Origin of the sequence: Pseudomonas sp. NPDC089395, from assembly GCF_044749525.1 — a bacterium.
GTDB lineage: Bacteria > Pseudomonadota > Gammaproteobacteria > Pseudomonadales > Pseudomonadaceae > Aquipseudomonas.
On the sequence record NZ_JBIVID010000004.1, the window covers coordinates 323,610 to 342,781 of the forward strand.

Genomic DNA, 19,172 nt, shown 5'->3' on the forward strand with positions numbered 1-19,172 from the left:
GGTCAGAGGCTGCCGACAGTGGAACAAAAAGAATAATCACTGTGGCCTGTGGGCCGAGGACAGCAACGATGTCGGATTACATCCAAGAGCAGGGGGCGACGGCGAGCAGCCCCAGCCGTCGTGAAGAACGCAAGATCATTTTCGCGTCATCCCTCGGGACGGTTTTCGAGTGGTATGACTTTTTTCTCTATGGCGCCCTGGCAGCGGTCATCAGCAAGCAGTTCTTCGCTGGGGTGAACGACACCACCGCCTTCATCTTCGCCTTGATGGCCTTTGCCGCCGGCTTCCTGGTTCGCCCTTTCGGCGCGTTGGTATTCGGCCGACTGGGTGACATGATCGGCCGCAAGTACACCTTCCTGGTGACCATCGTGCTGATGGGCTTGTCCACCTTCGCGGTCGGCCTGTTGCCCACCTACGCCAGCATCGGCATCGCGGCACCGATCATTCTGGTGGTGTTGCGCATGCTCCAGGGCCTGGCGTTGGGCGGGGAATACGGAGGCGCCGCGACCTACGTGGCGGAACATGCGCCACCTGGCAAGCGCGGCTTCCACACCGGTTTCATTCAGTCCACCGCTACCCTTGGCCTGCTGTTGTCGTTGCTGGTGGTGCTGGGCAGCCGCTACATCAGCGGCGACCAGTTCGAAACCTGGGGCTGGCGCCTGCCGTTCCTGCTGTCGATCGTGCTGCTGGCGATTTCCACCTGGATCCGCATGAGCATGCACGAGTCGCCGGCCTTCGTGAAAATGAAGGCCCAGGGCAAGATCAGCAAGTCGCCGATCCGTGAGTCGTTCACCTCCTGGCCGAACCTCAAGGTGGTGCTCACTGCCCTGTTCAGCATCAACGCCGGGCAGGCTGTGACCTTCTACACGGCGCAGTTCTATGTGCTGTTCTTCATGACCCAGATGCTCAAGATGGACCCGGCCCAGGCCAACACCTTGCTGATCATCAGCGTGGTGATCGGGGCGCCGTTCTTCGTGTTCTTCGGCTGGCTGTCCGACCGCATCGGTCGCAAGCCGATCCTGATGCTCGGCCTGCTGTTGGCCACGGTGTTGTACTTCCCGCTGTTCAAGGCGCTGAGCCACTACGCCAACCCGCAGATCGACGCCGCCAGCCGCGAGGCGCCGATCGTTGTCACCGCCGACCCGCAAGGCTGCACCTTCCAGTTCGACCCCGTAGGCAAGGCGCGTTTCGACAGCCCCTGCGACAAGGTCAAGACCTTCCTGGTCAAACAGGGCCTGCCCTACAACTCGGTGGAAGTTGCCGGTAGCCAGGTGGTCGTGAACATTGGCGACAAGACCATCAACGGCTTCGACGAAGCGGCCATGCGTGCGGCGGTGGAGCAGGCGGGTTACCCGGCGAAGGCAGACCCGTCGCAGGTCAACCAGGTGATGGTGGTGGTGTTGATCGTGGCGATGATCCTGATCGCTACCATGACCTACGGGCCGCTGGCGGCAGTGATGGTCGAACTGTTCCCGACGCGCATTCGCTACACCTCGATGTCGCTGCCCTATCACATTGGTAACGGCTGGTTCGGGGGCTTCCTGCCGACCGTGTCGTTTGCGCTGGTGGTGTATACCGGGGATATCTTCTATGGGCTGTGGTATCCGGTGCTGGTGACCGGGATCAGCCTGGTGGTGGGGATCTTCTGCCTGAAAGAAACCAAGGATGTGGATATCGACAAGATCTAATGCTTTGTAGGAGCGGCCTTGTGTCGCGAAAGGGGCGCGGAGCGGCCCCAAATTATCAGCCATTGCTGAAATCGTCGGGGCTGCCTTGCAGCCCTTTCGCGACACAAGGCCGCTCCTACACCCCATAAAAAAACCGGCTGTAAAAGCCGGTTTTCTTATGCCTCGAAAAAACTTATGCACGATTTTCAGAAAAATGTCATACAGAGAAATAAACAGCTAATTCAAACACTTAGCGATCACTTGCGGCATTTAGTCCAAAAACTGTTAACACGTTATCCACAGATGGTCAGGCCATCTGCTCCTGCGGTTTTTCATCCACTGGCGGCAGCGAACCCATGGCCCGCTGGGTCGCTTCGTTCCAGGCCGCAGCACGGTCATTGAGCTCGGCGATGGCACGTGGGCCAGTACCGTTGGCGTACATCGGCTCACCGATCACGACCTCGATGGTGCCAGCACGCTTGCCCCAGCCAGTCTTCGGCCAGAACTTGCCCGCGTTGTGCGCAATCGGCAGCACCGGCAACCCTGCATTCACCGCCAGCGCAGTACCGCCACGGGAGAACTTGCCCACGGTGCCGAACGGCACACGGGTACCCTCCGGGAAGATCAATACCCACACCTTCTGCTTGAGCAGCTCGTCACCCTTGCTGGCAACCTGGCGCAGGGCTTCCTTGGGGTTGTCGCGGTTGATCGCGATCGGCCGCAGCATGGCCATTGCCCAGCCGAAGAACGGCACGTACAGCAGTTCACGCTTGAGCACCTGGCTCAGGGGCGAGAAGTACGCCGAGAGGAAGAAGGTCTCCCAGGTACTCTGGTGGTTGGAGAGGATCACGCAGGGCTCGTTCGGCACGTTCTCGGCACCGGTGATCTTGTAGTCGATGCCGAGAATGGTGCGCGTCAGGAACAATGCGCAGCGACACCAGTACACGTTGATGAACTTGTAGCGTTTGGGGAATGGCAGAAAAAGTGCAACGAAGAAGCTAAGCGAGCACCACAGCAGCGAACTGGTGCCCAGCAGCAGGTAAAAAAGAAAGACTCTGATCGCCTGCAGGATCGACATAGTGGCATGTACCGTTGCGGGGCTCGCCCGCCTGAGAAAAATGCGCCCGAAGGCGCATTGTTTAAATTAGTTCTCTGGCGATAGCAGCCAGATCGTCGAAAATCAGTGTAGTTTGCGCGACCCCTTTTTCCAGGGTCCGCTCGCCCTTGCCGGTTTTCACCAGCACGGGTTGTGCACCGACGGCCAGGGCGGCCTCCAGGTCACCTTTGCTGTCGCCGACGAACCAGACGCCTTGCAGGCCAACCTGGTAATGCTCGGCAATCGCCCGCAGCATGCCAGGCTTCGGCTTGCGGCAATCGCAGCCTTCGTCCGGCCCGTGCGGGCAATACACGATGTGGCCTACTTCGCCGCCTCGCTCAGCCACCAGCGCGCGCAAGCGCGCATGCATGGCCTCGAGGGTTGCCAGCGAGTAATAGCCACGGGCAATGCCGGACTGGTTGGTGGCCACGGCCACCGTCCAGCCCGCCTTGCTCAACTGCGCGATCGCTTCGATCGAGCCGGGTATCGGGATCCACTCCTCCAGCGACTTGATGTAGGCGTCGGAGTCCTGGTTGATCACCCCGTCACGATCGAGAATCAGCAGTTTCAAGGCTTACCCCAGCAGCGAAATGTCGGCAACGCCCAGGAACAGGCCGCGCAGGCGGCTGAGCAGGGCATAACGGTTGGCGCGTACCTTGGCGTCCTCGGCGTTGACCATCACCGCCTCGAAGAAGGCGTCGACCGGATCACGCAGGGCGGCCAGGCGGGCCAGCGACTCGCTGTACTGGCGTGCGGCAGCCATCGGTTGCACGGCCTGGTCGGCCTGCTGGATGGCCGAGTACAGGGAGAACTCGTTGGCGTTGTCGAAGTACTTCGGCTCGACCTGCTCGGCGATGGCGCCTTCGGCCTTGCTCAGCAGGTTCGACACGCGCTTGTTCACCGCCGCCAGGGCTTCGGCTTCCGGCAGCTTGCGGAAGGCCTGTACGGCCTGCACGCGCTGGTCGAAGTCCAGGGCCGAGCCCGGCTTCAAGGCACGTACCGACAGGTAGGTGGCCACGTCGATGCCTTCGTCTTCGTAGCGCGCACGCAGGCGGTCGAAGATGAACTCCAGCACCTGCTCGGCCAGGCCGGCGGCCTTGACCTTGGCACCGAACTGCTTGACCGCGAACTCGACCGCACCGGTCAGGTCCAGGTCCAGTTGCTTCTCGATCAGGATACGCAGCACGCCCAGGGCGGCGCGGCGCAGGGCATACGGGTCTTTGCTGCCGGTTGGCAGCATGCCGATGCCGAAGATGCCGACCAGGGTGTCGAGCTTGTCGGCGATGGCCACGGCCGCACCGGTGAGGGTCTGCGGCAGCTCGGCGCCAGCACCGCGCGGCATGTACTGCTCGTTCAGGGCCAGCGCGACGTCTTCGGGCTCGCCATCGTTGAGCGCGTAGTAGTAACCGGCAACGCCCTGCATCTCAGGGAACTCGCCGACCATCTCGGTGGCCAGGTCGCACTTCGACAGCAGGCCGGCACGGCCAGCGCGCTGGGCGTCGCCGCCGATCAGCGGGGCAATGAACGCGGCCAGCTTGGAAACGCGCTCGGCCTTGTCGTAGACCGTGCCCAGCTGAGCCTGGAACACCACGTTCTTCAGACGCTCGTTGAAAGTCTCCAGCGGCTGCTTCTTGTCTTGCTTGAAGAAGAACTCGGCGTCGGTCAGGCGTGGGCGCACGACCTTCTCGTTACCCTGCACGATCTGCTTGGGGTCACGGCTCTCGACGTTGGCCACGGTGATGAAGCGCGGCAGCAGCTTGCCTTCGCTGTCCAGCAGGCAGAAGTACTTCTGGTTGTCCTGCATGGTGGTGATCAGGGCTTCCTGCGGCACCTCGAGGAAACGCTCCTCGAACGAGCACACCAGCGGCACCGGCCACTCGACCAGGGCAGTCACTTCATCCAGCAGCGCTGGCGGCACGATGGCAGTGCCTTCCTGCTGCAGGGCCAGCTCGGCGGTACGCTTGCTGATCAGCTCGCGGCGCTCGGCGAAGTCGGCCAGCACGTAGGCTTTGCGCAGGTCTTCGGCGTAGTTGGCCGGCGTGGTGATGACCACGTTTTCCGGGTGGTGGAAGCGATGGCCACGGGATTCACGGCCGGCCTGCTGCGACAGGATGGTGCAGTCGATCACCTGGTCGCCAAGCAGCATCACCAGCCACTGGGTCGGACGCACGAACTCTTCACGGCTGGCGCCCCAGCGCATGCGCTTGGGGATCGGCAGGTCGTTGAGCGAGTCTTCGACGATGGTCGGCAGCAGGCTGGCGGTAGCCTTGCCCGCAATGTGCTGGGAGAAGCGCAGCTTGGCGCCGCTCTGGTCGATCTCCGACAGCTCGACGCCGCACTTCTTGGCGAAGCCCAGGGCGGCCTGGGTCGGCTGACCTTCGGCGTTGAAGGCCGCCTGCATGGGCGGGCCATCGATATTGATGCTGCGGTCCGGCTGCTGCACGTCGAGCTGACGGATCAGCACGGCCAGGCGGCGTGGCGCGGCGTACACCTGCTTGGCGGTGTAGTTCAGGCCAGCGGCCTGCAGGCCTTTCTCGATGCCGGCCAGGAAGGCGTCGCCGAGGGTGGACAGGGCTTTGGGTGGCAGCTCTTCGGTGCCCAGTTCAACCAGGAAATCTTGAGCACTCATTGTGCAGCCTCCAGCTTCGCCAACACTTCGTCACGCAGTTCAGGGGTAGCCATCGGGAAGCCCAGGCGTGCGCGGGCTTGCAGGTAGCTTTGCGCCACGTCCCGGGCCAGGGTACGTACGCGCAGGATGTAACGCTGGCGCTCGGTCACCGAGATGGCGCGGCGGGCGTCCAGCAGGTTGAAGGTGTGCGAGGCCTTCAGCACCATTTCATAAGTCGGCAGCGGCAGGTCCAGCTTGATCAGTCGGTTCGCTTCGCTTTCATAGAAGTCGAACAGTTCGAACAGCTTGTCGACGTTGGCATGCTCGAAGTTGTAGGTCGACTGCTCCACCTCGTTCTGGTGGAACACGTCGCCGTAGGTGACCTTGCCGAACGGGCCGTCAGCCCATACCAGGTCGTACACCGAGTCGACGCCCTGGATGTACATGGCCAGGCGCTCCAGGCCGTAGGTGATTTCACCGGTGACCGGGTAGCACTCGATGCCGCCCACTTGCTGGAAGTAGGTGAACTGGGTCACTTCCATGCCGTTGAGCCAGATTTCCCAGCCCAGGCCCCAGGCGCCCAGGGTCGGCGATTCCCAGTTGTCTTCGACGAAGCGAATGTCGTGGACCAGCGGATCCAGGCCGATGGCTTTCAGCGAGCCGAGGTACAGCTCCTGGAAGTTGGCCGGGTTCGGCTTGAGCACCACCTGGAACTGGTAGTAGTGCTGCAGGCGGTTGGGGTTTTCGCCATACCGCCCGTCGGCAGGGCGACGGCTAGGCTGCACATAGGCGGCGTTCCAGGTTTCTGGACCCACGGCGCGCAGGAATGTAGCGGTGTGGAATGTGCCGGCGCCTACTTCCATATCGTAGGGCTGAAGCACCACACAACCTTGGTCTGCCCAGTAGTTCTGCAGGGCGAGGATCAGGTCTTGGAAGGTACGCACGGCTGGCGTAGGCTGGCTCACGAAATTCACCTGTATCTGGGGATGCGGATGTAAAGAGCGGGAGTATAACCTGATTCGCCTCGCCCTCTACTCATTGGAGCCTTATGCCACGCTGCTTTTGGTGTACCGACGATCCGTTGTACCAGGCCTACCACGACCAGGAATGGGGAACGCCACAGCGTGACCCGGCGTTGCTCTTCGAGATGCTTTTGCTCGAAGGGTTCCAGGCGGGGTTGTCATGGATCACCGTGCTGCGCAAACGCGAGCGTTATCGTGAGGTACTGCACGGCTTCGACCCGCACAAGCTGGCGCAGATGAGCGACGAACGGGTCGAGGAGTTGATGCTCGATGCCGGCATCATTCGCAACCGCCTCAAGCTCAAGGCCGTGCGGCGCAATGCCCAGGCCTGGCTGGCTGTGGATAACCCTGCCGAATGGCTGTGGTCGTTCGTGGGTGGCGCGCCGAAGATCAATCACTTCAACAGCCGCAGCGATGTGCCGGCGGTCACCGACGAGGCCAAGGCAATGAGCAAGGCTTTGCAGAAAGCCGGCTTCACCTTTGTTGGCCCGACCATCTGCTACGCCTTCATGCAGGCCACCGGGATGGTCATGGACCACACCACCGATTGCGATCGCTACGCCGCCTTGCTGCGCTGAGGGGTTACAATGCGCGCCTTGCTGAAATAAGGAATTCGCCTGTGGAAAAGTTCAAGGGCGCCCTGATGGTCGGGGTGCTGCGTCTGTTTGCCAAGCTGCCCTGGGGCGCTGTACAGCGCGTTGGTGCCGGGATCGGCTGGCTGATGTGGAAGATCCCCAATGGGTCGCGCAACGTCGTGCGCATCAACCTGGCCAAGTGCTTCCCGGAGATGGACCCGGCCGAGCGTGAGCAACTGGTAGGCCGTGCACTGAAAGATATCGGCAAGTCCTTTACCGAAAGTGCCTGCGCCTGGATCTGGCCGCCGCAGCGTTCGCTGGAGCTGGTCAAGGAGGTTCACGGTCTGGAAGTGTTGGAGCAGGCCCTGGCCTCGGGCAAGGGTGTGGTCGGTATCACCAGCCACCTGGGCAACTGGGAAGTGCTCAACCACTTCTACTGCAGTCAGTGCAAACCGATCATCTTCTACCGCCCGCCCAAGCTGAAGGCAGTGGATGACCTGCTGCGCGAGCAGCGTGTGCAGATGGGCAACCGTGTGGCGCCTTCGACCAAGGAAGGCATTCTCAGCGTGATCAAGGAAGTGCGCCGCGGTGGGCAGGTAGGGATTCCGGCCGACCCGGAGCCGGCCGAGTCTGCCGGGGTGTTCGTGCCGTTCCTGGGGACTCAGGCGCTGACCAGCAAGTTCGTGCCGAACATGCTGGCCGGGGGCAAGGCGGTGGGGGTGTTCCTGCATGCGCTGCGGCTGCCGGATGGTTCGGGCTTCAAGGTGTTCCTGGAGGCGGCGCCGGAGGAGATGTACAGCACGGATGTGAACGTGTCGGCGGCGGCCATGAGCAAGGTGGTCGAGCGGTATGTGCGCGAATATCCGAGCCAGTACATGTGGAGCATGAAGCGCTTCAAGAAGCGCCCTGCTGGTGAGGCGCGCTGGTATTGAGGATTTGGGGGCGCTTTGCGCCCCTTTCGCGACACAAGGCCGCTCCTACAAAGGATCACGGTCGTCTGTAGGAGCGGCCTTGTGTCGCGAAAGGGCTGCAAAGCAGCCCCAGCAATCTCAGCCTTTGTTCAACTTCTTGAGAAACACCGCCATCTCCTTCTCGGCCTGCTTGTCCCCATGGGCCTGCGCCGCCACGATCCCGTCTTCCCAGGCCTTGCGCGCCGCTGCCAGGTCACCCTGCAACTGATAGGCCTTGCCCAGCAGCTTCCACGCCGCCGAATATTTCGGGTCCTGCTCCACACAGCGCGCCAGGTGCACAGCCGCTTCAGCACCATTGCCCTCATCCAGCCAGGCCTTGCCCAAGCCGAACCTCAGCAATGGGTTATCCACACCCTTGGCCAGCATCTTCTCCAGCGATTCGCGCATGCCCTCTTCTCCTAGAAGAAACTCAAGCCGACGTGGAACAGCTTCTCCACATCCCGAATATGCTTTTTATCCACAACGAACAGAATCACATGGTCCCCCGACTCGATCACCGTGTCGTCATGGGCGATCAGCACTTGTTCATCGCGGATGATCGCACCGATGGTGGTGCCGGGCGGCAGGGCGATGTCCTCGATGGCCTTGCTGACCACTTTGCTCGACTTCGCATCACCATGCGCCACCGCCTCGATGGCCTCCGCCGCCCCGCGGCGCAACGAGTGCACGCTGACGATATCGCCCCGGCGAACATGCGCCAGCAAGGTACCGATGGTGGCCAGCTGCGGGCTGATGGCGATATCGATATCACCGCCCTGTACCAGGTCGACATAAGCCGGGTTGTTGATGATGGTCATTACCTTGCCCGCGCCCAGGCGCTTGGCCAGCAGCGACGACATGATGTTGGCTTCGTCGTCGTTGGTCAGGGCCAGGAAAATATCGGCGTCGGCGATGTTCTCTTCGAGCATCAGGTCCTTGTCCGAGGCGCTGCCCTGTAGCACCACAGTGCTTTCCAGAGTATCGGAGAGGTGCCGGCAGCGGGCCGGGTTCATCTCGATGATTTTCACCTGGTAGCGGCTCTCGATGGCTTCGGCCAGGCGTTCGCCGATCTGCCCGCCGCCAGCGATGACAATGCGCTTGTTGGTTTCGTCGATGCGGCGCAGTTCGCCCATCACGGCGCGAATGTCCTTCTTGGCGGCGATGAAGAACACTTCGTCGTCAGCTTCGATCACGGTGTCGCCACGTGGGGTGATCGGCCGGTCGCGGCGGAAGATGGCTGCCACGCGGGTGTCGACGTTGGGCATGTGCGCGCGGATCTGGCGCAATTGCTGGCCCACCAGTGGGCCGCCGTAGTACGCCTTGACCGCCACCAGTTGCGCCTTGCCTTCGGCGAAGTCGATCACCTGCAGTGAGCCGGGATGCTCGATCAGGCGCTTGATGTAGTTGGTCACGACCTGCTCGGGGCTGATCAGCACGTCCACCGGGATATGGTCGTTGTCGAACAGCTCCTCGCGGGTGAGGTAAGCCGACTCGCGCACCCGGGCAATCTTGGTCGGGGTGTGGAACAGCGAATAGGCCACCTGGCAGGCGACCATGTTGGTTTCGTCGCTGTTGGTCACCGCCACCAGCATGTCGGCGTCGTCGGCACCGGCCTGGCGCAGCACCGTTGGCAGCGAGCCACGGCCCTGCACGGTGCGGATGTCGAGGCGGTCGCCAAGGTCGCGCAGGCGCTCGCCGTCGGTATCGACCACGGTGATGTCGTTGGCTTCGCTCGCCAGGTGCTCCGCCAGCGTCCCGCCCACCTGCCCTGCGCCGAGGATGATGATCTTCATCCGTTACTCCCTAACGTTGGCTTACCCGCGCGAGGCGGCAATCTTGATCAGCTTGGCATAGTAGAAGCCGTCGTGGCCGCCCTCCTGGGCCAGCAACTGGCGGCCGTGGGGCTGGCGCAGGCCGGCTTCGGTGGCCAGGTCCAGCTCACGGGCACCTGGGGTGCGGGCGAGGAAGGCGCCGATCACTTCGGTGTTCTCGGTCGGCAGGCTGGAGCAGGTGGCGTACAGCAGCATGCCGCCGACTTCCAGGGTCGGCCACAGGGCATCGAGCAGCTCGCCTTGCAAGGCGGCCAGGGCCGGAATGTCATCGGCCTGGCGGGTCAGCTTGATGTCCGGGTGGCGGCGGATCACGCCGGTGGCCGAGCACGGGGCGTCGAGCAGGATGCGCTGGAACGGCTTGCCGTCCCACCAGCTGGCGGTGTCGCGGGCATCGCAGGCGATCAACTCGGCATCCAGCTGCAGGCGGTCGAGGTTTTCCCGCACGCGGGTCAGGCGCTTGGCCTCCAGGTCGATGGCCACCAGGTGCGCCAGGCCCGCTTCGGCTTCGAGCAGGTGGCAGGTCTTGCCGCCCGGGGCGCAGCAGGCGTCGAGCACGCGCTGGCCGGGGGCCAGTTCGAGCAGGTCGGCGGACAGCTGCGCGGCTTCGTCCTGCACGCTGACCCAACCTTCGGCGAAGCCCGGCAGGCCACGTACATCGCTGGCCTCGGCCAGGACGATGCCGTCGCGGCTGTACTGGCAGGCGCTGGCGCCGATGCCCGCTTCGGCCAGCAGCGCCAGGTAGGCGTCGCGGCTGTGGTGGCGGCGGTTGACCCGCAGGATCATCGGCGGGTGAGCGTTGTTGGCGGCGCAGATCGCTTCCCACTGCTCCGGCCAGAAGGCTTTCAGCGACTTCTGCAGCCAGCGCGGGTGGGCAGTGCGCACCACCGGGTCACGCTCCATGCCAGCGAGCAGCGCCTCGCCTTCACGCTGGGCGCGGCGCAGCACGGCGTTGAGCAGGCCTTTGGCCCACGGCTTCTTCAGCTTGTCGGCGCAGCCGACGGTTTCGCCGATGGCGGCGTGGGCCGGGATGCGCGTGTAGAACAGCTGGTACAGGCCGACCAGCAGCAGTGCCTGCACATCGGCATCGGCGGCCTTGAACGGCTTTTGCAGCAGCTGTTCTGCGAGCAGGTCGAGGCGTGGCTGCCAGCGGGCGGTGCCGAATGCCAGGTCCTGGGTCAGGCCACGGTCGCGTTCATCGACCTTGTCCAGTTGCGCTGGCAGCGAGCTGTTCAGCGAGGCCTTGCCGCTGAGTACAGCGGCCAAGGCACGGGCGGCGGCGAGGCGTGGGTTCATTGGCCCAGCACCTTGCCATTGGCGAACTTCTCGCGGCGGCTGTTGAACAGGTCGCTGAAGGCCAGCGCCTTGCCACCGGGCAGTTGCAGGCGGGTCAGGCTCAGGGCCTGGTCACCGCAGGCGACCACCAGGCCGTCCTTGCTGGAGGAGAGGATCTCGCCTGGGGCGCCCTTGCCTGTGGACAAGTTGGCGGCGAGGACCTTCACGCTCTCGCCATCGAGCGTGCTGTGGCACACCGGCCAGGGGTTGAAGGCACGGATCAGGCGCTCAAGCTCCACGGCTGGACGGTTCCAGTCGATGCGCGCTTCGTCTTTGTTCAACTTGTGTGCGTAGGTGGCCAGGGCATCGTCCTGTACCTCGCCCTGCAGGCTGCCGTCGGCCAGGCCGGCAATGGCCTGCACCACGGCAGGCGGGCCCATTTCGGCGAGGCGGTCGTGCAGGCTGCCACCGGTGTCGTCGGCGCTGATCGGGGTGACCACCTTGAGCAGCATGGGGCCTGTGTCCAGGCCCGCTTCCATGCGCATCACGGTCACGCCGCTCTCGGCGTCGCCGGCTTCCACGGCGCGCTGGATCGGCGCCGCACCGCGCCAGCGTGGCAGCAGGGAGGCGTGGCTGTTGATGCAGCCCAGGCGCGGGATGTCCAGCACCACCTGGGGCAGGATCAGGCCGTAGGCGACCACCACCATCAGGTCCGGCTTGAGCGCGGCGAGTTCAGCCTGGGCGTCTTCGTTGCGCAGGGTTGGCGGCTGGAACACCGGGATGTCATGGGCCACGGCCAGTGCCTTGACCGCGCTCGGCATGAGCTTCTGGCCTCGGCCGGCGGGGCGATCGGGCTGGGTATAGACGCCCACGATCTCGTAAGGGCTGTCGAGCAGGGCCTTGAGGTGTTCGGCGGCAAACTCTGGAGTGCCTGCAAAGACGATGCGCATGGAGTTCTCGCTTCAAAAAAGAAAAAGGCTTGCCGGAGCAAGCCTTCTGGAAGGTAGGGATCAGGCTTGCTGGCGGTGCTGCTTTTCCAGCTTCTTCTTGATCCGGTCGCGTTTGAGTTGCGACAGGTAGTCAACGAACAGCTTGCCGTTGAGGTGATCGAACTCGTGCTGCACGCACACCGCCAACAGGCCTTCGCATTCCAGCTCGAACGGCTTGCCGTCGCGGTCCTGGGCCTTGACCCGCACGCGCAACGGGCGGTCGACGTTCTCGTAGAAGCCAGGCACCGACAGGCAGCCTTCCTGGTACTGGCCCATGTCGTGGGTCAGCTCTTCGACCGTGGGGTTGATGAAGACGCGCGGCTCGCTGCGGTCTTCGCTCAGGTCCATGACCACAACCTGCTTGTGCACGTTGACCTGGGTAGCGGCCAGGCCGATGCCCGGGGCTTCGTACATGGTTTCAAACATGTCGTCGATCAGCTGACGCAGGGCGTCGTCGAACTCCGTCACCGGTTTGGCAATGGTGCGCAGGCGCGGGTCCGGGAATTCGAGAATGTTCAAGATGGCCATAAGGTCAGGCAGTCACTGTGCGTTCGGTTGAAAACTGAGCACACATAATAAAGGGAATCGACGATTTCGGCACCTGGCAAGCTCGACTAGGGTGTCTATGGGCTTGATAGCGTCCAATTCATGGACAGCTTTTCAAACTGTTACCCACACAGTTATCCACAGGTTGTGCCACGTAATTGGCCCTCTTTCGATCAAGGATGATCCCCATGTCCAACCACCACTCGTCGCTTTGTTCGCCTGCCGAAATCGAGGCCCGATTGCGTCTGCATCGCCTCCCCGAGGTCGGGTTGCGTCGCTTTCACGCCTTGCTGAAAGCTTTTGGCAGCGCCTCTTCGGCGCTCAGCGCCCCGGCCGGGGCATGGCGTGCGCTGGGCATGGCGCAGGCCACCATCGATGCCCGGCGCAGTGCCCAGGTGCGCGACGGGGCATTGGCCGCAATGGCCTGGTTAGAGCGGCCGGGCCAGCATTTACTGATGTGGGACAGCCCAAGTTACCCCGCGCTGCTGGCCGAAATAGACGATGCCCCACCGCTGCTTTTCGTGGCCGGTGAGCCCGCGTTGCTCGACCGCCCGCAGCTGGCAATTGTGGGCAGCAGGCGTGCTTCACCCCCCGCCATCGATAACGCCAGAGGATTTTCCCGTTACCTGTCGCAAGCCGGGTTCACCATCACCAGTGGCCTTGCCTTGGGGATAGACGGTGCCGCTCATCGGGCTGCCTTGCAGGCTGGAGGAGGGACTATCGGCGTACTCGGTACGGGGCTGCAAAAACTTTATCCACAGCGCCACCGTGAGCTGGCCAAGGCGATGGTCGACAGCGGTAGCGCGCTGATTTCGGAGTTTCCGCTGGATGCTGGGCCGCTGCCGGGCAACTTCCCGCGGCGCAATCGCATTATCAGCGGGCTGTCGCTTGGCGTTCTGGTGGTCGAGGCGAGCCTGGCCAGTGGTTCGTTGATCACGGCCCGCCTGGCAGCCGAGCAGGGCCGTGAGGTCTATGCCATTCCCGGTTCGATCCACCATCCCGGTGCCAAGGGTTGCCACCAGTTGATCCGCGACGGTGCGTTGCTGGTGGAAAGCGTGGAACAGATCCTGGAAACCTTGCAGGGTTGGCAGAACATGCCGCCGGTGATTGTGGATAAAACGTCGCATCCCCTGCTGGCATTGCTGCATGCCGCACCGCAGACCAGCGAGGCGCTGGCGGTTTGCAGCAAGCAACCACTGGCGCAGGTACTGGCGCAATTGACCGAGCTGGAGCTCGAAGGCCGAGTGAGTAATGAAGCTGGGCGTTGGTTTGCCCGCGTGGGCTAAGTAAACTGCCGTCATGGCTTAAATGCGGAGAAACACAAATGGTGAGCAGTTGGCGTGTGCAACAAGCCGCGCGTGAGATTCGGGCGGGCGCGGTAATCGCCTACCCGACAGAAGCGGTCTGGGGCCTGGGCTGCGACCCGTGGAACGAGGACGCGGTGTATCGCCTGCTGGCGCTCAAGTCGCGGCCTGTGGATAAAGGCCTGATTCTGGTCGCCGACAACATCCGCCAGTTCGATTTCCTGTTCGAGGATTTCCCGGAAGACTGGATCGACCGCATGGGCAGTACCTGGCCCGGGCCCAATACCTGGTTGGTGCCGCATCAGGAGCTGTTGCCGGAGTGGGTGACGGGGCAGCATGACACGGTGGCGCTGCGGGTCAGTGATCATCCGCAGGTGCGTGAGTTGTGTGCGTTGGTGGGGCCGTTGATTTCCACGTCGTGCAACCCGGGTGGGCGGCCGGCGGCGAAGACGCGGTTGCGGGTGGAGCAGTATTTCCACGGACAACTGGACCTGGTGCTCGGTGGGGCGCTGGGGGGGCGGAAGAATCCGAGTGTGATTCGCGATCTGGCAACCGGCGAGGTTGTTCGCCCGGGTTGATCCTCTTGGGTGAGCGCTAATTGCTGTAGGAGCGGCCTTGTGTCGCGAAAGGGCTGCGTAGCAGCCCCATCAATTTCCGCACCGGCATTGCACTCGGGGGCCGCTTTGCGGCCCTTTCGCGACACAGGGCCGCTCCTACAAAGGGGCGCTGGCTTTTCTGAAGTGTCTTATCAAATACGAATTTGGGAAAATTCCTACAACTCGAATCGAATACCATCACCTTCTCAGTAGGAACTCCTGCCTCTAGGCTTCAGACCGTCGCCGAATAACTTGGCGATCGGGTGTGGTAACCCGAATGGAGAGAGTTCCTCGCAGTCAATGGCGGCTGTACGCGGGAGGCTTCGTGCCTGCCGGGTTTGGGAACTCTCTCCGGTTTACCACCCCGTGTACAGCTGCCACCTAATCGTGTGGTAACGACTAGGTGGGGCATTGAAGTGAGAGTTTCCAATGAAAAAGATAGTCCCCGATCCACCACTCCCTTGCACTTGCGCTCGCTCCTTCGGCCGCTGCGACGCCGGCCATGAAGCGCTCTTCAGCGTAAATCCGAACATCCCCGCCGCCGACGCGCTGGTGCATGTAGCGCTCTACCTGCGCTGCGCCTACGAGACGGGTTACAAGACACTCGATTACTTGCGCGAAGAAGGCCGCGGCATGTACTGGTCGAACCTGCATGCGATCGAAATGGCAGAGGGGTTGGTAGAGGCGATGCTGGATGGCATTGAATCCTCACCTGTGTCTAACAACTCTGTCGGCTGATCTGGCGCTATCGCCGGCAAGCCGGCTCCCACAGGTTCATCAGTCGCTCTTGAGAGCAGATCTGCATCCGTGGGAGCCAGCTTGTCAGCGATCCTTCCAACACAGATGTTTCCTACACGCACTGTAGAGGGCAATCACCTCCCTGCTCTCAGTCGTCCATTCTATGCTTCGTGTTTTCTTGGTATCCGACCATGAGACGTTGAGGTTTGTACCTAGGCTTGTACAATGTTTGTGTTTGCAGAACCAAGCCTATTGCCCATCCAGTTGTCCTGGTTGGGTTGAGAAAAACCTGATCCAGGCCCTGCTTGGGAAGGATTTGAAAAAATGCATGTACTGACTTTTAGCCAGGCTCGCGCCGACCTGAAGCAGACGATGGATGATGTATGCCGGGATCACGAACCCGCGATCATCACGCGACAGCGTGGTGAGCCGGTGGTCATGATCTCGCTCGAGGACTACAACGGCATGCAAGAGACCCTGTATTTGTTGGGCTCTTCAGCCAATGCCAAGCGCTTGCGCGCATCCATCGATCAGCTGCGGTCGGGTAAAGCGGCTTGCCATGAGCTGTCCATAGATGAACATGAAGTCAAAGCAGCGGAACAAGACTGAAGCGCGCAATTCTGTGAGCGTTGCGTTTACTGCGGAAGGCTGGGAAGACTACTGTCATTGGAAAGATGCTGACGTTGATGTGTTTGCAACGATCAACACATTGATCAAGGAATGCCTGCGTACCCCTTTCAAGGGCACTGGCAAACCTGAGCCTCTGAAGGGTGATCTTTCAGGATTCTGGTCTCGTCGTATTACCCGCGAACACCGACTGGTCTACCTCTTTGAAGGTGGGCAGATGACTATCTTGCAGTGCAGATACCACTACGATAATTGATCATGTCGCCTGTCTTCTCCGGGCATTGAAGGCGCGCCAATGGCGAACACTGCCGCTGGCTGATCTGGCGCTATCGCTGGCAAGCCAGCCCCCACAGGTACACCGTCGCCTGCAAGAGCGGCATAGATCCTGTGGGAGCCGGCTTGCCGGCGAATGGGCCGCAAAGCGGCCCCAGGGTTCAAGGCAGTAGAACAGTCGACCCCACAGTCCGCCGTGCCGACAGCTCAGTCTGCGCCTTGGCCGCCTCGCTCAGCGGATAACGCTGCTGGATATCCACAACCAGCTTGCCACTGCCAATCATGGCAAACAGATCATCCGCCATGGCCTGCGTGTTCTCGGCATTGTTGGCATAGCTGGCCAAGGTCGGCCGGGTGACGTACAGCGCGCCCTTCTGCGCCAGAATCCCAAGGTTCACCCCACTCACCGCGCCCGAGGCATTGCCAAAGCTCACCATCAACCCACGCGGCTGCAGGCAGTCCAGCGAGGTCAGCCAGGTGTCGGCGCCGACGCCGTCATACACCACGGGGCATTTCTTGCCATCGGTCAGTTCCAGCACCCGCTTGGCCACGTCCTCGCGGCTGTAGTCGATGGTCGCCCACGCCCCCAATGCCTTGGCCCGTTCGGCCTTCTCGGCGGAGCTGACGGTGCCGATCAGCTTGGCGCCCAGCGCCTTGGCCCATTGGCACGCCAGCGAGCCCACGCCCCCTGCCGCAGCATGGAACAGGATCACGTCGCCCGGCTGCACGGCGTAGGTCTGCTTGAGCAGGTACTGCACGGTCAAACCCTTGAGCATCACCGCCGCTGCCTGTTCGAAGCTGATGTTGTCGGGCAGCTTCACCAGGTTGGCCTCCGGCAGCGTATGCACTTCGCTGTAGGCGCCCAGCGGGCCGACGGCGTAGGCCACCCGGTCACCCACTTTCAGGCGAGTCACGCCCTCTCCAATCGCATCGACCACCCCGGCGCCCTCGGTGCCCAGGCCAGAAGGCAGCGCAGGCGGTGCGTACAGCCCGTTGCGGAAATAGGTGTCGATGAAGTTCAAGCCGATTGCATGGTTACGCACGCGTACTTGCTGCGGCCCGGGTGGTGCGGGGTCGAACTCCACAAGCTGCAGCACTTCGGGGCCGCCATGCTGGCTGAACTGGATACGCTTGGCCATCTCGCACTCCTGTTGTCGGGATCGGAAAAGGCCTTCTATCGGACGCCTTTGCTTGACCGCCGTCAACTGCGGCGCGCGCTCTGGCGGTGGTATGCTACGCGGCGAATTCTTCCCTGCCCGTTCCTGGTGACCCGATGACTAGCCGCACCGAGGCCGTGAAAGCCTACCTGCTCGACCTGCAAGACCGCATCTGCTCTGCCCTCGAAGCCGAAGACGGCGGCGCCCGCTTCGTCGAGGATGCCTGGGTGCGCGAAGCTGGCGGCGGGGGGCGCACGCGGGTCATCGGCGAGGGCAAGCTGATCGAGAAAGGCGGCGTGAACTTCTCCCACGTGTTCGGTGCCGGCCTGCCGCCGTCGGCCAGCGCCCACCGCCCCGAGCTGGCGGGCCGTGGTTTCGAAGCCCTGGGCGTGTCGCTGGTGATCCACCCGCACAACCCGCATGTGCCGACGTCCCACGCCAATGTGCGTTTCTTCATCGCCGAGAAGGAAGGCGAAGAAGCGGTCTGGTGGTTCGGTGGCGGCTTCGACCTGACCCCGTACTACGGCAATGAAGAAGATTGCATCCACTGGCACCGCGTGGCCGAGCAGGCTTGCGCGCCGTTCGGCGCCGACGTCTACCCGCGCTACAAGGCCTGGTGCGACCGCTACTTCCACCTCAAGCACCGGGGCGAGCCGCGCGGCATTGGCGGATTGTTCTTCGATGACCTGAACGAGTGGGACTTCGACACCTGCTTCGCCTTCATCCGCGCCATCGGCGATGCCTACATCGATGCTTACCTGCCCATCGTCCAGCGCCGCAAGGATACGCCCTACACCCCTGAGCAGCGCGAGTTCCAGGAGTACCGCCGCGGTCGCTACGTGGAGTTCAACCTGGTCTACGACCGTGGCACCCTGTTCGGCCTGCAGTCAGGCGGTCGCACCGAGTCGATCCTCATGTCGCTGCCGCCGCAGGTACGCTGGGGCTACGACTGGAAGGCCGTGCCGGGTAGTGAGGAAGCACGCCTGACCGAATACTTCCTGCAAGACCGCGACTGGCTCGCCCAGTAAGCCTGTGGATAACCGAGGAGCCCCCATGGACCAGTACGTCGTTTTCGGTAACCCGATTGGCCACAGCAAGTCGCCGCTGATTCATCGGCTGTTCGCCGAACAGACCGGCCAGGACCTGGAGTACACCACCCTGCTGGCGCCGGTGGATGAGTTCAGCGACTGCGCCCGTGGCTTCTTCAAGCAAGGCAGCGGCGCCAACGTGACCGTGCCGTTCAAGGAAGAGGCCTACCGGCTGTGCGACAGCCTCACCCCACGCGCCCAGCGTGCCGGGGCGGTGAATACGCTGAGCAAGCTGGCGGACGGCACGTTGCAAGGTGACAACACCGATGGCGCCGGTCTGGTGCGTGACCTGACGGTGAATGCCGGGGTCGAGCTCACCGGCAAGCGCATTCTCATTCTGGGCGCCGGGGGTGCGGTACGGGGTGTGCTGGAGCCGATTCTGGCCCTCGACCCGCAATCGCTGGTGATCGCCAACCGCACGGTGGAAAAGGCCGAGCAGCTGGCGCGTGAGTTCGCTGAGCTGGGGCCGGTGGTGGCCAGCGGGTTTGGCTGGTTGCAGGAGCCGGTGGACGTGATCATCAACGCCACCTCGGCGAGCCTGTCCGGCGAGTTGCCGCCGATTGCCGAAAGCCTGGTCGAGGCAGGGCGCACGGTGTGCTACGACATGATGTATGGCAAGGAGCCGACACCGTTCTGCCTGTGGGCTTCTCGGTTGGGTGCGGCCAAGGTGCTGGATGGGCTGGGGATGTTGGCTGAGCAGGCGGCCGAGGCGTTCTTCATCTGGCGTGGCGTGCGGCCGGACACGGCGCCTGTGCTGGCTGAGTTGCGGCGACAGCTGGCGCGCAATTGAGGCCTGAAGGGCTGTTGGCTTGCTCGATGAAGCGCCGTTCGA

General features: G+C 62.8%; 20 protein-coding genes. 10 read left to right on the forward strand and 10 right to left on the reverse strand.

Going from position 1 to position 19,172, the window contains the following annotated elements; translation table 11 throughout:
* Positions 1–68 precede the first annotated feature (68 nt).
* A complete protein-coding gene (locus ACIPZG_RS12250; RefSeq protein ID WP_400713875.1) occupies positions 69–1,688 on the forward strand; it encodes an MFS transporter in 1,620 nt (539 codons plus the stop codon).
* 286 nt (positions 1,689–1,974) lie between these two features.
* Here the strand turns inward: ACIPZG_RS12250 and ACIPZG_RS12255 are convergent, their stop codons facing one another.
* The 4 genes from ACIPZG_RS12255 to glyQ form a co-directional block, all read right to left on the reverse strand.
* Positions 1,975–2,745: a lysophospholipid acyltransferase family protein gene (locus ACIPZG_RS12255; RefSeq protein WP_400713878.1), complete on the reverse strand. Its 771-nt coding sequence runs from the start codon at positions 2,743–2,745 to the stop codon at positions 1,975–1,977.
* A gap of 61 nt (positions 2,746–2,806) precedes the next feature.
* The gene (gene gmhB / locus ACIPZG_RS12260; protein WP_400713881.1) at positions 2,807–3,334 is read right to left on the reverse strand and encodes a D-glycero-beta-D-manno-heptose 1,7-bisphosphate 7-phosphatase; all 528 of its coding nucleotides are present in this window, start codon (positions 3,332–3,334) and stop codon (positions 2,807–2,809) included.
* Positions 3,335–3,337: 3 nt separating this feature from the next.
* Complete coding sequence (gene glyS / locus ACIPZG_RS12265; protein WP_400713884.1) at positions 3,338–5,392, reverse strand: glycine--tRNA ligase subunit beta; 2,055 nt, start codon at positions 5,390–5,392, stop codon at positions 3,338–3,340.
* A complete protein-coding gene (gene glyQ / locus ACIPZG_RS12270; RefSeq protein WP_008096545.1) occupies positions 5,389–6,336 on the reverse strand; it encodes a glycine--tRNA ligase subunit alpha in 948 nt (315 codons plus the stop codon). Before glyQ ends, glyS begins: the two co-directional genes overlap by 4 nt.
* 83 nt (positions 6,337–6,419) lie before the next feature.
* On the opposite strand from glyQ, the gene ACIPZG_RS12275 reads away from it, so the two are divergent.
* The gene (locus ACIPZG_RS12275) at positions 6,420–6,971 is read left to right on the forward strand and encodes a DNA-3-methyladenine glycosylase I (RefSeq protein ID WP_400638581.1); all 552 of its coding nucleotides are present in this window, start codon (positions 6,420–6,422) and stop codon (positions 6,969–6,971) included.
* 41 nt (positions 6,972–7,012) lie between these two features.
* Positions 7,013–7,900, forward strand: a complete 888-nt coding sequence (locus tag ACIPZG_RS12280; protein WP_400638580.1) for a lysophospholipid acyltransferase — start codon at positions 7,013–7,015, stop codon at positions 7,898–7,900.
* A 117-nt stretch (positions 7,901–8,017) separates the two neighbouring features.
* Here ACIPZG_RS12280 and ACIPZG_RS12285 read toward each other — a convergent pair whose 3' ends face one another.
* From ACIPZG_RS12285 to def, 5 genes are read right to left on the reverse strand one after another with little or no spacing between them, the layout of a single operon-like run.
* Positions 8,018–8,326 (reverse strand): tetratricopeptide repeat protein, encoded by a 309-nt coding sequence (locus ACIPZG_RS12285; RefSeq protein WP_400713887.1) that lies wholly within the window; start codon positions 8,324–8,326, stop codon positions 8,018–8,020.
* Positions 8,327–8,337: 11 nt separating this feature from the next.
* Positions 8,338–9,711 (reverse strand): Trk system potassium transporter TrkA, encoded by a 1,374-nt coding sequence (trkA, locus tag ACIPZG_RS12290; RefSeq protein ID WP_400713890.1) that lies wholly within the window; start codon positions 9,709–9,711, stop codon positions 8,338–8,340.
* Between the two features lie 21 nt (positions 9,712–9,732).
* Positions 9,733–11,043, reverse strand: coding sequence for a 16S rRNA (cytosine(967)-C(5))-methyltransferase RsmB (rsmB, locus tag ACIPZG_RS12295; RefSeq protein WP_400713893.1), 1,311 nt, complete (start codon positions 11,041–11,043; stop codon positions 9,733–9,735).
* Entirely contained in the window at positions 11,040–11,972 is a 933-nt protein-coding gene (gene fmt / locus ACIPZG_RS12300; protein ID WP_400713895.1) for a methionyl-tRNA formyltransferase, read from the reverse strand. The genes rsmB and fmt overlap by 4 nt, the downstream gene beginning before the upstream one ends.
* Before the next feature lie 60 nt (positions 11,973–12,032).
* Positions 12,033–12,539, reverse strand: a complete 507-nt coding sequence (def, locus tag ACIPZG_RS12305; RefSeq protein ID WP_008096558.1) for a peptide deformylase — start codon at positions 12,537–12,539, stop codon at positions 12,033–12,035.
* Positions 12,540–12,745: 206 nt separating this feature from the next.
* Here def and dprA point away from each other — a divergent pair, with 206 nt between their 5' ends.
* The 5 genes from dprA (at position 12,746) to ACIPZG_RS12330 (ending at position 16,078) form a co-directional block, all read left to right on the forward strand.
* Positions 12,746–13,843, forward strand: a complete 1,098-nt coding sequence (gene dprA / locus ACIPZG_RS12310) for a DNA-processing protein DprA (RefSeq protein WP_400713898.1) — start codon at positions 12,746–12,748, stop codon at positions 13,841–13,843.
* Positions 13,844–13,881: 38 nt separating this feature from the next.
* The gene (locus ACIPZG_RS12315) at positions 13,882–14,439 is read left to right on the forward strand and encodes an L-threonylcarbamoyladenylate synthase (RefSeq protein ID WP_400713901.1); all 558 of its coding nucleotides are present in this window, start codon (positions 13,882–13,884) and stop codon (positions 14,437–14,439) included.
* A 447-nt stretch (positions 14,440–14,886) separates the two neighbouring features.
* Positions 14,887–15,195, forward strand: coding sequence for a hypothetical protein (locus ACIPZG_RS12320; RefSeq protein WP_400713904.1), 309 nt, complete (start codon positions 14,887–14,889; stop codon positions 15,193–15,195).
* Positions 15,196–15,519: 324 nt separating this feature from the next.
* Positions 15,520–15,804 carry a type II toxin-antitoxin system Phd/YefM family antitoxin gene (locus ACIPZG_RS12325; protein WP_400713907.1) on the forward strand — a complete coding sequence of 95 codons (285 nt, stop codon included), beginning with the start codon at positions 15,520–15,522 and terminating at the stop codon, positions 15,802–15,804.
* Positions 15,770–16,078: a Txe/YoeB family addiction module toxin gene (locus ACIPZG_RS12330; RefSeq protein ID WP_400713910.1), complete on the forward strand. Its 309-nt coding sequence runs from the start codon at positions 15,770–15,772 to the stop codon at positions 16,076–16,078. Before ACIPZG_RS12325 ends, ACIPZG_RS12330 begins: the two co-directional genes overlap by 35 nt.
* 178 nt (positions 16,079–16,256) lie before the next feature.
* Here ACIPZG_RS12330 and ACIPZG_RS12335 read toward each other — a convergent pair whose 3' ends face one another.
* A complete protein-coding gene (locus ACIPZG_RS12335; protein WP_400713913.1) occupies positions 16,257–17,234 on the reverse strand; it encodes an NADPH:quinone reductase in 978 nt (325 codons plus the stop codon).
* A gap of 134 nt (positions 17,235–17,368) precedes the next feature.
* Between ACIPZG_RS12335 and hemF the strand changes: the two genes are divergently transcribed.
* Entirely contained in the window at positions 17,369–18,280 is a 912-nt protein-coding gene (gene hemF / locus ACIPZG_RS12340) for an oxygen-dependent coproporphyrinogen oxidase (protein ID WP_400638573.1), read from the forward strand.
* 25 nt (positions 18,281–18,305) lie between these two features.
* Complete coding sequence (gene aroE, locus ACIPZG_RS12345) at positions 18,306–19,130, forward strand: shikimate dehydrogenase (protein ID WP_400713916.1); 825 nt, start codon at positions 18,306–18,308, stop codon at positions 19,128–19,130.
* Positions 19,131–19,172 lie beyond the last annotated feature (42 nt).